Source organism: Lysinibacillus sp. FSL K6-0102 (assembly GCF_038003545.1).
Taxonomy (GTDB): Bacteria; Bacillota; Bacilli; order Bacillales_A; family Planococcaceae; genus Lysinibacillus; species Lysinibacillus capsici.
Genome location: NZ_JBBOPH010000003.1, coordinates 1 through 12,079, shown reverse-complemented (window position 1 = coordinate 12,079; position 12,079 = coordinate 1). Strand labels below are relative to the sequence as shown.

Annotated in this window: 18 protein-coding genes and 1 pseudogene; 5 read left to right on the top strand and 14 right to left on the bottom strand. The window is 32.6% G+C overall.

Features of this window, described 5'->3' with window-relative positions; translation table 11 throughout:
• From NYE73_RS24635 to NYE73_RS24615, 5 genes and pseudogenes are all read right to left on the bottom strand, one after another.
• Positions 1-336, bottom strand: a pseudogene (locus NYE73_RS24635) (hypothetical protein); the annotation flags it as partial.
• A gap of 350 nt (positions 337-686) precedes the next feature.
• Positions 687-1,343: a hypothetical protein gene (locus NYE73_RS24630; protein WP_004234032.1), complete on the bottom strand. Its 657-nt coding sequence runs from the start codon at positions 1,341-1,343 to the stop codon at positions 687-689.
• A gap of 125 nt (positions 1,344-1,468) precedes the next feature.
• Positions 1,469-1,693 (bottom strand): hypothetical protein, encoded by a 225-nt coding sequence (locus NYE73_RS24625; RefSeq protein WP_004234030.1) that lies wholly within the window; start codon positions 1,691-1,693, stop codon positions 1,469-1,471.
• A gap of 5 nt (positions 1,694-1,698) precedes the next feature.
• Positions 1,699-2,238, bottom strand: coding sequence for a sigma factor-like helix-turn-helix DNA-binding protein (locus tag NYE73_RS24620; protein WP_004234027.1), 540 nt, complete (start codon positions 2,236-2,238; stop codon positions 1,699-1,701).
• A gap of 146 nt (positions 2,239-2,384) precedes the next feature.
• Positions 2,385-2,561, bottom strand: coding sequence for a hypothetical protein (locus NYE73_RS24615; RefSeq protein WP_009373316.1), 177 nt, complete (start codon positions 2,559-2,561; stop codon positions 2,385-2,387).
• 131 nt (positions 2,562-2,692) lie between these two features.
• On the opposite strand from NYE73_RS24615, the gene NYE73_RS24610 reads away from it, so the two are divergent.
• Positions 2,693-3,178, top strand: a complete 486-nt coding sequence (locus NYE73_RS24610) for a hypothetical protein (RefSeq protein WP_004234050.1) — start codon at positions 2,693-2,695, stop codon at positions 3,176-3,178.
• 33 nt (positions 3,179-3,211) lie between these two features.
• Here NYE73_RS24610 and NYE73_RS24605 read toward each other — a convergent pair whose 3' ends face one another.
• Entirely contained in the window at positions 3,212-3,655 is a 444-nt protein-coding gene (locus tag NYE73_RS24605; protein ID WP_004234049.1) for a hypothetical protein, read from the bottom strand.
• A 187-nt stretch (positions 3,656-3,842) separates the two neighbouring features.
• On the opposite strand from NYE73_RS24605, the gene NYE73_RS24600 reads away from it, so the two are divergent.
• Entirely contained in the window at positions 3,843-4,352 is a 510-nt protein-coding gene (locus NYE73_RS24600) for a hypothetical protein (protein WP_004234047.1), read from the top strand.
• A gap of 48 nt (positions 4,353-4,400) precedes the next feature.
• Here the strand turns inward: NYE73_RS24600 and NYE73_RS24595 are convergent, their stop codons facing one another.
• Complete coding sequence (locus NYE73_RS24595; protein ID WP_004234045.1) at positions 4,401-4,844, bottom strand: hypothetical protein; 444 nt, start codon at positions 4,842-4,844, stop codon at positions 4,401-4,403.
• Between the two features lie 351 nt (positions 4,845-5,195).
• Complete coding sequence (locus NYE73_RS24590) at positions 5,196-5,849, bottom strand: hypothetical protein (protein ID WP_004234044.1); 654 nt, start codon at positions 5,847-5,849, stop codon at positions 5,196-5,198.
• 355 nt (positions 5,850-6,204) lie between these two features.
• Here NYE73_RS24590 and NYE73_RS24585 point away from each other — a divergent pair, with 355 nt between their 5' ends.
• Positions 6,205-6,369, top strand: coding sequence for a hypothetical protein (locus NYE73_RS24585; RefSeq protein WP_004234042.1), 165 nt, complete (start codon positions 6,205-6,207; stop codon positions 6,367-6,369).
• A 627-nt stretch (positions 6,370-6,996) separates the two neighbouring features.
• Here NYE73_RS24585 and NYE73_RS24580 read toward each other — a convergent pair.
• Both NYE73_RS24580 and NYE73_RS24575 read right to left on the bottom strand, forming a co-directional pair.
• Positions 6,997-7,194, bottom strand: a complete 198-nt coding sequence (locus NYE73_RS24580) for a helix-turn-helix transcriptional regulator (protein WP_004234037.1) — start codon at positions 7,192-7,194, stop codon at positions 6,997-6,999.
• A 636-nt stretch (positions 7,195-7,830) separates the two neighbouring features.
• Positions 7,831-8,190: a DUF3139 domain-containing protein gene (locus tag NYE73_RS24575; protein WP_016992357.1), complete on the bottom strand. Its 360-nt coding sequence runs from the start codon at positions 8,188-8,190 to the stop codon at positions 7,831-7,833.
• A gap of 48 nt (positions 8,191-8,238) precedes the next feature.
• Here NYE73_RS24575 and NYE73_RS24570 point away from each other — a divergent pair, with 48 nt between their 5' ends.
• Positions 8,239-8,826, top strand: a complete 588-nt coding sequence (locus NYE73_RS24570) for a YiiX/YebB-like N1pC/P60 family cysteine hydrolase (RefSeq protein WP_066036908.1) — start codon at positions 8,239-8,241, stop codon at positions 8,824-8,826.
• A 50-nt stretch (positions 8,827-8,876) separates the two neighbouring features.
• Here the strand turns inward: NYE73_RS24570 and NYE73_RS24565 are convergent, their stop codons facing one another.
• Positions 8,877-9,701, bottom strand: a complete 825-nt coding sequence (locus tag NYE73_RS24565) for a protein rep (RefSeq protein ID WP_256389908.1) — start codon at positions 9,699-9,701, stop codon at positions 8,877-8,879.
• Between the two features lie 242 nt (positions 9,702-9,943).
• Between NYE73_RS24565 and NYE73_RS24560 the strand changes: the two genes are divergently transcribed.
• On the top strand, positions 9,944-10,075 hold the full coding sequence (locus NYE73_RS24560; protein WP_016992359.1) for a DUF2599 domain-containing protein: 132 nt from the start codon (positions 9,944-9,946) through the stop codon (positions 10,073-10,075).
• A gap of 64 nt (positions 10,076-10,139) precedes the next feature.
• Here NYE73_RS24560 and NYE73_RS24555 read toward each other — a convergent pair whose 3' ends face one another.
• From NYE73_RS24555 to NYE73_RS24545, 3 genes are all read right to left on the bottom strand, one after another.
• Entirely contained in the window at positions 10,140-10,448 is a 309-nt protein-coding gene (locus tag NYE73_RS24555) for a hypothetical protein (RefSeq protein WP_016992360.1), read from the bottom strand.
• 597 nt (positions 10,449-11,045) lie between these two features.
• Positions 11,046-11,312, bottom strand: a complete 267-nt coding sequence (locus NYE73_RS24550; RefSeq protein ID WP_064774786.1) for a DUF5839 family protein — start codon at positions 11,310-11,312, stop codon at positions 11,046-11,048.
• A gap of 80 nt (positions 11,313-11,392) precedes the next feature.
• A partial coding sequence (locus NYE73_RS24545; RefSeq protein ID WP_340815829.1) for a hypothetical protein occupies positions 11,393-12,079 on the bottom strand: 687 nt, incomplete at its 5' end.

Here is a 12,079-nt window from a genome sequence, read left to right as displayed (position 1 = left end):
ACCACTATTCGTCTTTCCGGATTTGTTTCTGGACAGGATAAATAGCTTGGATTGCTCCATATACTTGAAAGCTGTTGAGATTGTATTGAATCCAACCTCTAATTTTTTACTTAAATGCTCTCGGCTTACTTTGATAATGCCGTTGTATGTAAGGTCATAAATCAATTTTTCTAACACTCTATGTACTTTCTCCCCAGGATAAATACCTTGTGCTGCCAAAGTTTCTTCTAGTTGCTGCAGGCGATCTTCTTTGAGTTGCCGGTCTCCTTTTTGATTGCCGTATGTAATAAATGTTTGGACTGCTTGGTTTGGTGTAGTTTTTAGTTTATTTTTCATGGTAGTTGCCCCTTTTTGAAGCAAAAAAGCGTTTCACATCGTGTCTTAACGATGCAAAACGCTTTAGATTAAAGAATAATCTTGAATGACCTTTTAATTAACTGTTGAAATGTCGTCTAATTCATACTAGAATGACATATATAGATACTATGTATCATCTAACAGTAAAAAATAAGTCATTTCACGATAAGCTGCATCGTAGTTTCGGTACGATAAGGCGATTAACAAAGGACGGCAATCCGATGTTAGTCACTGTGGAATGGCTTTTTTACGTTCGATTTAGTTATTCTTACCATACGCTAAAGTTCGTAACTTGTAAATATATTCTCTGACTATTAGTTTCTATTAGTTTATTGAATAGAGCCATGACGCTTGAAAAATTCTAATAGTGCAACCTCAACTAACTGTGATTTTTTTATATTTAACTCATCTGCCACACGATCTACTTCTGCCACTAACTCCTCTGAAATGTAATACGTTTTATTTTTTCTACTTCTGGTATTTAATTTCGCAATCTCATTAAAAATTGGTAACTGTTCATGCTGATCCTCTTGCTGAATGCGTTCTTGAATCATCTTTTTTAACACATGAAACTCGTTTTCTGACAGGCCAATGGCGTTCAAAACCTCTAGGTTTTGCTGACTATTAGTTTCTATTAGTTCATTATTAGGAATGGTGACGGCTACCTCTTTATTAGTTTCTATTAGTTCTTTATTAGTTTTTATTAGCTCTTTATTAACTTCTATTAGTTTTCTATTCACTTTAGGAGTTTGCTTTGGTGATACTGCTTTTAACTGTGCCAATGCTTCATTAAAAGTCATATCTTTATCCGGAAAATTGGCGTCACGTTGCCATTCATGTTGCGATTTATTATAGAAGTACCCTAATGAATTAAATACTTCTCTTATGGTTGTATCACGTGTATTTAAAAACTTTCTAAGCTCTTTTAACGATTTTTTACTCGCAATAAGCTCGGAAACGTTGTTGTCTTTTGTCAGCTCCCACATACTATTCACTCTCCTAATAGTTTCTAATATATTAGTTTATATTAGTTAACTAATAATACTATTACTTTTCTCCAGGTAACGGTACAACTGCTGTCCATTTCCGGAGAAAAAAGAGTGGAGCGTTTTTATATAATTTTTTCACTTTCAATAAGTTCGAAAAACGAAGGTACTTTTCTAAATTGTTTTGTTTTAACAACCCTAATGATCATTAACGAAATTTCCTGTTCTAAATCCATCCTATTTTGAAAACTGGTCTGATGTAAAACTGATTTAATTTTAGGCTGCAACATATCTAGAACCTCCTGTTGGAATGCCATACTTCTTAATTCACTTAATTCATTTATTGGCATCAACATCACCTCGATTTTTTTGAATACTCCAGCCTAATCTTTTGAAAAGCCTGGTTTTTAGCTTTATTGACAGCTTGTTTTGAAGTACCTAATTTTTTTGAAATTTCTTCTTCCGTGAGATTATCTACAAAAATAGAATGCAATATATATTTCTTTTTTGGTCCTAATTTCGAAACAATATTATATAGTTGCTTGTCCTCGAAAATTACTTCCAAATGAGTGAAGTCAGAATGTATCCACTCAGAATCATCAATACTTTCATCGGGAATTAAATCAATAAATTTGTTTTCACCATCGTTAATGCCTTTATCTAACGTTAACTGATTAACTTGGTTATTATAACGGATTTGTTTGTCATATCTTTGAGATTCAAAATACAAAACATGGGAAAAATAACTAAGTAATTGAATTTTTCGAACGTGGATTTTAAATAATTTTTCAATAGTGTCTCTCGTATGAGGGGCAGGATTCTCTAAATAACTTTTATACAGCTTGCTTACTTTTTCATTTTCTAAAAAAGATTTTAATAGACGATTTTGAATCAAAAAATCAACTCCTATCCAAAAAAGAAACATATGTTCTATTTTAGGGCAAAAAAAGAAAATTCACATCCATAATTATGTTCATTTTACAAATTTAACATCAAAAAAATAGAAAGAAATATCATTTATTATTGTAACAATTTAATTACTTATTTTTTTTCTTGGTTTTCTTTTTGTAATAATAATTGAACTGCATTCGTGTTATTATTCACAGCTTCTGCAAGCAATCCTAGTGATTTATCGAACTTCCAAAAGATCAGTAAAAAAGCGACAATCGGAAAGCCTGTGTTGCTAATCAAACCAATTAAAAATTCATATTCTCCCATCGAACCCCTCCTTTCTTTATTAAAGGTAAATCTATAGACAGTTTGACAACCATTTTTCAAAAATCCTTAAAAAAACTCATTAATTTCTAAAATTTGTTATAATTCTGTTAATAGAAAAAGAGGGGGTCTATATGAAAAAAAATATAATTATATTGTTTTTACTTGTAATCGTCATCGCTGTTGGCTTTTTAATTACAAAAAAAGACCAAAGCGACTCCACAACAGATATATTAAAACACGTTGACCACTCTACAACAGATATAAAAAATGCTGAATACTCTGCAACGGAGATATTCGAAAACGCTGATTTTAATGTGGAAAAGCAGACTATAACCGTTCATACCATTGATACAAATAAAAAAGATATATATACACAAATTGAAATTCCAGAAGAAACGCAAAAAAAGCTTATACAAGCTTTTCAGAATGCAAAATTTGCTAAAACAACAATAAAACCCAGTGAGTATGATTACCGAATAACGATTTCATTAAATACAGGTTATACAATGTATCTTATTTCAGACAAAAAGTCACTGCATATTGTTAATAATCGAGAAAATTATGCCATCGTAAACGATAGCGATTTCTTCACTATTTTAAAAGATGCAACAAAATAAAAGGCACTTACTCAATTGTAAGTGCCTTTTTTTTTAAGCTGGATATGTTACTTGTCCACCAGGAGTTGTCAAGCTATTTAATTTTCGAGACTTGATAAAGGCAAATTCGTAATTAGGACGTTCAACGTTAACCGTAAGTGTCATATTACATTTAACCCAACTACCATTAGTCATCATGAAGTAAGTTTCTAAAAGCTGTGTGTATCCCGTGTTTACATCGTTCAACAACCATGATTTTTCAGCAGCGTTCAAGCTTGTTAACAGACTCATAAACCCTGCTGCTACAGAAGCCGCTGTGCTTGCTACAAATACAAGTCCTAAAACAGCTCCCCCGTATGAATTGTATGTGTCTGTTATGATAGATTTACTTATATTCTTACTTTCAAGCAAATCTATTACTTTCTTTTGTGCACGAACCATTTCTGAGAGTTGTGCTACAGTTGCATCAACCGTTCTTGTGTCTGAATAAAGACCCATTTTAATTCCCCCTATTGTTTGTTTTTTGTTAGCTAACACTCTATAAAGGGAAATCCATTTCAAATCAACAACTTTTTTAAAAAATCTGAATTTTATTTTTCTGCTAATTTATATAACGAAACTGGATACAACAGTTCGATACAAATTTTGGTATAATTTAATTACAAAAAGAAATAGGGGGAAAAACATGCGGAAACGTATCTTCATAACAATTAGTGTTCTTGCCGTCGTTATTGGATTAATGGGATGGGATGTATATGAAAATAAAGAATTAAAAAAACAAGAAGCCATTGCTAAAGCTGAATTTGAAAAAGTTTATACAGTAGCAGAGATTTTTGATGATGCCAATTTAAATGAAAAACCAACTTCTTTAAACATCCGTATTATTGAATCAGAACCGCTAAATCCTGATAGAGTAAATGTCACAGACGAAAAACAACAAAAACAAATTATGAATGCGATAAACAACTTACAAGTACAAAAAACACTCGGTGCAACTCCGTATGAAGATATTGATTATGCTATCGACATCGAATCAAATAAAGGATATGGATTGCACGTATCCGAAAAGAAAAAACAAATTGCATTTCTAGATTTAGATAACGATTCAACTAAAACAGAAGATAAATTCCTTTATGAATATACGATTCTAAACGGTGATGATGAATTTTTCGATGCTTTAAAGGGGATTCAATAACAAAAAAACCTGCTGTTAAACAAGCAGGTTTTTTAAATTTGTACGATATTATTTATTGTATGAAGTAGCCGAAGCAGAATCAATAACTGTCAAAACAGTACGTCCTGTTGCAAGGTTGTACACTTCTGTGTAAGAAACCTTAACAGTGACAGATTTGTAACCACCCGATTCAACGTTATTGTGAATTGACTTGATATTATTACGACCAGCTTGAGCAGCACTTGCAAAGGCTTGTCGCACACTTGTTTCAGGCCAAATATGCACTGCGATACGATTGGCAATCGTTGTATTACTTGAAGTGCCAAAAACATCTCCTAAAGCTCCCGCCATTTCAACACGAGACAAACCATTTGCCATAGTAGACTCTGCTGTTTTAGTTTGTAAATATTGTACAGCTAGACCCATTACATAATCCAACTGTAGCATACCCGCGCGTGGATACGTGAATGTTGTAGAAGCACCTTTTCGAGTACCAAGAATAAATGAAGCCATAATGTAATTCCTCCTAAATAGGTAATTTTTTATTTGTTATGATTGGCTAACCATCTAACACTCTATAAAGGTAATTTCATTTCGATTTAACAACCTTTTTTCAAAAAAAGTTTAAAAAAATTATTTATGTCCATACATTTTCACTTTACATAACATTAGAAAAAGGCAGTAACGATAAGGGAACCTTGTCATTACTGCCTTTTCATTTAAATCACAAGTTATTGTATATGCAGCATTTTATACATTGTTGGTTTGCCAACGTTTTGAGGCTGTTTTACTGGCTGGTATAAAATTTTGCATACTATGATACTTGTTCAACTTTGTTTACAGTCTGAGACTGTAAACAAAGTTTTACCATTTAGAAACTGCTGTTCCAACATAAATGGCTTTTGCCTTTTTATCGAACGAAGACTTATTTGCCCAAATTTCCGTTTTCACATGGAATCCTTGAGAAGAATACCAAGTTGTAACCTTTAGATACTGTCCTACAACTGCTGGTGGGAAATCTTCAATTACACCAACACTAGTGAGACCATAATAAGTGATGAATCCCAAATATGCTTTGCCTAAAACGAATCCAATTTTACTTTTTTTGAAGTAATACTCAATTGCGGCACCTAAACCTACAACTACAAAGTATTCAGCTCCAGCATCTAATTTACTAACCTCATGATATGTTACTTCTTTTTTATCAGGATAATTAAATACTGACTTAAGATGTTTGCTCTCCGTGTATCTTCCTGAAAGTTTAGCGACAACATTTTGAGTTCCAATAGCATTAACTTTTGGTTTAGGTAGGGTAATAGTATGAGTACCAACAGTATTAGCTACTGTTGTAAAGCTACTATCACTTAATCGATAATTACTTGGCCATTCGTAGCCAATAGAAATGCCTGTTTTCCCTGCATCTTTCACCTTTACTTTATAAGTTACTTTAATTGTTCCATTAGTATTTTTTGTAACACCTGTTACTGCAATATTTGCATCAATGACAGCACTAGCCATAAATAAAACACTCCTTTTATTGTTTTTGATGTACATCTGTTATACAAAGGGAATGTATTAACCTTAAAATCAACCATTCCATTAAATTAATTATTTTAAGAACGAAAAATCCGATAGCTAATAGACTTTTTCTATTTTTTGAACTAAAAGTTTAAAAGGGACAGCATAAAGCTGTCCCTTTTTGATACCATATTTTTAAATAAGAGAAAGAGCAGGAGGAAAAACACCTCTAAAATTAGTTATAAGGTTAGTAGAGCCGACTTATTTAGGCCTCGCAACAATCGATATTACTTAAACTAAAAGAGGCAAGCTCAAAAATGAGGTAGAATAGAATTTTAAATTTGGAGGGAAATGTGTGAAGAAAAAAATAAGACTTGGTTTGTTTGCAATTGGTATAGTAATGATGTTAATAGGTATGACTTATTTATTAGGATATTCAACAAATGAATTTTTAAAGTATCCTCTGTATTTAGGAATGTTATTAATAGTTATATTTTTCCCTTTCCATAAAAAATATTAAAAAAGTAAGCTCTCAATCTTTTCGACGAGAGCTTTACTTATTAGCAATATAAAAAAGAAGTTTCATGATAAACAGCTGTTTATCATGAAGCGCACTTTTATAATAAAGTTACTTTTATTATTTAGAGTTACTCTATTTATTTATATAAAGTTACTCTTTCTAGACTTGTGTATCTTCATTCAACGTTTTTACAATCATTTCGCGTAAAAAAAGTGAGCGATTCTTCTCTGCCTTTGCATCAAATTGTTCCCAATCATCCTTTGTGTACTTCAACTTTCCGCGCTTTGTTATCGGAGTGTGCCATATAATCTCCGCCCGTTTTTGCGCTGGGAGCGCAAATGGATTTGCTAGCAAATCTACTATGGAGCTTAACGCTGCAAGCAATCTACCGATTGAGATCTCACCTATGTAGGAAAAATCCTTAATCTATCATTGTGATACTAATGATGTCCACCAGTGTATTTAGATTATGAGAAAAGAAAGAGCATAAGGAAAATCTGCTATCACTTGGGGTGATAGACTAGGCAGAGCCTAGTGTTTCGGTGTCCCCATAAAAAAGTGCATTTCTACATGCTTTCTATACAAACGTTTATTCGTTCCTATACGTTTTCTACATAGAGTATCCAATTATTTTTGTTCTTTCAACCGTCTCCTAATAGTTGCTTCAGAAACACTTAGTATTCGAGCAATTTCACGATTACTTTTCCCAGCACCTTTTAAATACGACAGTTTAAATTCATCGATGGTTAATTTAGGACGGCCATTTGGGTTTCCCCCTCGCCATAGTTCCTCTTTTTTTTCATTTTTAAAAAATCTCTTTAGCAAATTATCCCCCCCATAAATGCGTCTTAACTCTAAATTTTAAGTTTTGACGCATGCGTTATCAACCTTTATATATTTTGGGAGGTCTTTAAAACATTTAAAAAATTAGGGAATTCAAATGTTCAACGAGAAATAATGTAACTGGAAAGTGAAATTGTTTAGGAGTGGCGAACAAAACAAGGGAAGTTGATAGGGAAAATTGAAATGATTCGCTCTAGTGAAAAGAAAAAAGATGCTATTGAAGATGAATCATTATAGAAATAACCTGGTTATTTTTGAATGATAAATGGCCTGATTTTAACAAAAAAGCTAGGAAGAAAACAGGAAGAACATAATAAATTTCGGGAAGAAAACAGGAAGAATCACACTTTTTTATGGGGACACCGAAACACTAGGCTCTGCCTAGTCTATCACCCCAAGTGATAGCAGATTTCCCTTATGCTCTTTTCTTTTAAAAATTTTTGTCCTTTCACTACGCCGAATTCTAGACAGTTATCTCAATTAATTTTTATTTTTGTATCTTGAGGACCAAAGGGAGGATAAGGAGCAAATTGTGATGGACAACTGCTACACTTCACCGATCTCCCATCTAGCCATCACAAAAAACAAAAAGAGTAGCTTTTGCTACTCTTCGTCCACTTATTCTTCATGTTTGCCTTTACCAGAACTACCTGAAAGTCCAGATTGAACTATATCACCATTTATAACAACATACTTATAAGTCACATCTTTTTCATCTAAAAAAATAACGTTAACATAATATGCATCTGGGACATTCCCTATTTTAGGATTGTATTTCACTTCAATTTTATAAATTTCATCTTCCTTATAACCTTTACTGGATAAATAATTGAGCACATCTTTCTCCAACTCTAAAGCTACACCTTTATCAATATCATCAGCTTTTTCATTACCATAAAAGTTAAAAATTTCAATAGTTGAAAATAATACTAAAATAATTAAAATAAGGATAGAAGGGAAAATTATGGATTTTTTCAAATTTATAACCTCTTTTCAAAATAAATAGATATGGAGTTGAATAACAGAATGAACACAAAAAAAATATTTACATGCCTGTTCTTTTCACTATTTGGTTTACTTCTAATGTTTTCTTATAAACCATTAGAAGCACATGCTTATAATTATCCGAATAAAACGGCAGCTAAAGCAGGAGATATCTTAGTTACAAAGGAAACTAATTGTAAAACAGATTGTAAAGGTTTATCTGGACATGCTGCTATAGTAGTTGATAGTACATATTATGTTCACATTTCAGGACCAGGAGCTCATCCCACAAAAGAAAAACTATCAACTTGGTTTGATAGTAGATACGGAAAAAGCACTAAAGTTGTACGACCTACTAGTCAATACAAAGGATCTCCTGCAGATGCAGCGAAATGGGCTAAAAATTATGTAAAAGAATATAAAGATGCAGTTTACGATATAACAAGTGGCAACCATACATTTGATAGAACATACTGCTCAAAATTAGTTTGGCAAGCATATAACTTCGGGACAGCGTATCCAATAATAGCACCAAAACATGTAGGTGGTTTAATTCACCCATATGACTTTACAACAGCAGCTTCAGGTGGCCGATACGCAGATTTAGAAACTGTATATACAAATTGGTAAAACAATTAAAAGTGGGCAGGGTAAATATAATTTATTCTGTCTACTTTTTCTTAACTTTTTACAATTACATAATTATTTAATCCAACATGCCAATATGCCATGACATCTACTGCACCATTAGCAAACTCATCATTGTCATTATCAAAGTGAATTATGCTCCCATCTTCCACATCGTCTAAATTTAATTCCTTATGTATTTCTTTCAGCAGACCACCATAAGAAATCAACCGTTTATACGCCAATGCTGTATCTAAATCTTTAACAATTCGAACATTTTCAGGTATGACATTATCGCCACGAACTACATCTGTATCTTTTACCGGATTCTTGGAAACCTCAAAAATAGCATTTCGTTCAGAAATTATTTTTTTCATTTCTTGTTCCACTTTCATAAAATCAGGTGATTCCTTTTTAGGCTTCACTGTTGCTACATGAACCATTGGTTTATAGTCCAACTTCATAGCACGTTGCCACATACTTGTCCAATCAGCTTGTGTAATATAAAAATCCTTTTTCTTAAAATAGCTATTCGGCACAGCAAGCAACACACGAAAATGAGGATGATATGTCCCATACCATTCATTTTCTTTATCCCAGTTCCGAGTTACTTCTATTGCCCGAAAATAGCCTTTAACTGACTTTTTAAATTTGGCATAACCAGCAAAACGATTCCATGCTTTAGCCATCTGATCCATAGTATTTTTCAATATGTCACTTTCGACATTTTGAATAGTCAACGTTAAGAAAACCCATTTTACTTTTTCACGCTCATTCAACGTTTGAATGATTTTCTTATTCTGGAAGGCGATTTTCAACGAGCGTCGCCAATTGCACATCGGGCATAACCTCGCTTTACAAAAATAAGCTTTATACAACTTTAAACGTTAATATTTAACTCTAAATACCAAATAACCCAAAATTACACTGGTAAATTTTGAAATATCGACAATTTCATGATAACAGAAGGCTTTTTTTTTGTCCACCCTAAAAAAATCCGATAAACCCTTATAGTTCTAAGCAAAAAAACGATTTATAACGCTTGAATTATTTAGATATGTATAAAAATGTTCTGGCATGAACTACATCTCTTCATTGTAACTCAGCATGTGCTCAAAATATGAAAGCACAATTACATTGTCATGCTGATACAATTAAAGGTTTAAAAAATCCTTGGAATATAGAACCTTGGCGTACAACAACCAATTATCATGAAGTAGTTGCAAAAGCTTGTAATCCGAAAAATAAGTAAAAAAAAAAGCCTAATTCTTTTGAAAAGAACTGGGCTTTTTTTAACTTTTTCAAAACCACTAAATTTATGTGAACTTTTTCAGACGTGTTGTATAAATAAATCCATTTAATATACATAGTAACAAAATAATTATAAACATAATTAAAGAAATACTATCTCCACCCTCACTTATTTCGTCGCCTACATAGCCGGCTATTATTACAGTAATAGCTGAAACTGCAATAGTTATTAAAGAAAATAAACCTAATGTAATACCATTAATAATTTGGTTAGATTTTTTTTGTACAAAAATAAAAAACGTAATTAAAAGTGATGAAATGGTGAAAATAGCAAGAATAATGTGTATAAAATCATAAATTTGTAAACTTACCATAAAATTACCCACTTTCCAAATATTATAACGTTTTATAGTGTTTTAAAGTTTCTCCATTTTGAACCATAAATATCAATTGGATAATACAAATAACCCCCCTCTACCTTGTGCAGAAGGTAAAAGGGGGTTACATACCCTAGTATACCATTCCATTACCACGATAGCCCAAAATTTTATACAGTCCCCATACATGATTAGTTGACATAACAACCAGAGTGGGAAGTTGTAGAAGCACGAAAAAGCCCGTCATTACAATGTTCTTGTAATGACACGCCTCAAAATTGCTATACATTTTTTATACATCATTGTGAAATAGGCAAAAACCGTCCGAAATTCGATGAAAATGTTGTATAAAACTTTGCATAAAATCTCTTTTCAACATCACATCAATTAGTAAGTCGGAAAGGGGTGTTCGATAAGACCCAAATTCAATGCCAATCTTTGGAGGTTCGACTCTCTAAGCTTCTTACGAGCTTTTTAAGCCTTTTGAAATTAAAACATGAAGTTAAATAAGGCAAAAATAAAATAAGCATCTTAAAACAAACGTTAATGGCCTCTAATTTGATTTTTCCATCAAACTAGAAAGGAAAATGTTTATTAAATCTTCATTAATTTCTCCGAAGATTGTGGAGATCTTTCTAAGAACCTATAGATATATTTATGAGATTCTGTATCATCTCTAAAAACAGCCATCACTAGAACGGGAGCACCTTTTCCAACTGCTACAATATCTCCTGGTTGGATATTCAACTCCATTAAATGTTCTGGAATAAGCCATATATATTGTTTGTGATGCAGCTTTAATACTGCTGCCTCTTTTTTACTTCGAATATGAACTCCTAACAATGCGTTATTTTTTTGCATGTTTCTTTCCACTCCTATCTTCAATAGTAAAAATGAGCACAGTAAACTAGAGGTATGATTTTTCACCATTCCTCATTGGATTAAAGATCCCGTAACTTGGCCAAAATTCGCTCACGTTCTTGTGCAAAATAGGCTTTCTTTTCTTCGGTTACTTCTTCTTCTTGCTCATGACGCGTCGTAAACCATGCTGGGACTACTTCTACTTTTCTAGTTTTCTCTTTTTCTGACCCTGTAGATGCATTCGAAACCGTTAAATCGTTGATTTTGTTGCGAATAATGGCACTTAGTAAGGCTAAACGGTTGGTTTTCACGTATTGATCGCTCGCTGAAATGGCTGCATCTAAGGATTGATACATGATTGTTTCTAAATGGCCGTGATATAGCCCTAGCTTGTCCTCTGCTTTGATTTTTTTCAACGACCCATAGATAACACCCACAAAGGCTTTAAAGCCCTCTAAAGAGCCTGTACGGGCTTGATAAAGGTCTTTTAAACGATTGTAAAGAGTACTTTTCTTATCAGACGCATGCTTAGTAGACGTCTTTATATCTTTTATTGTTTTAATTTGGTTATTATAGTTAAGAGTCGAATTTGAGCCATTCAGCGTTGATATAACAGTGTTTTGAGCCAAATCCTGATGTTTATTTTGATGTTTATTTGGTTGTTTAAATTCATCTTTTACGATTGCAATTTCATACGCATTTAGATGAAAAACTTCGCTTAAAATGCTTTCAAAATTAACGTGCTGCACATCCACAATGACACGACA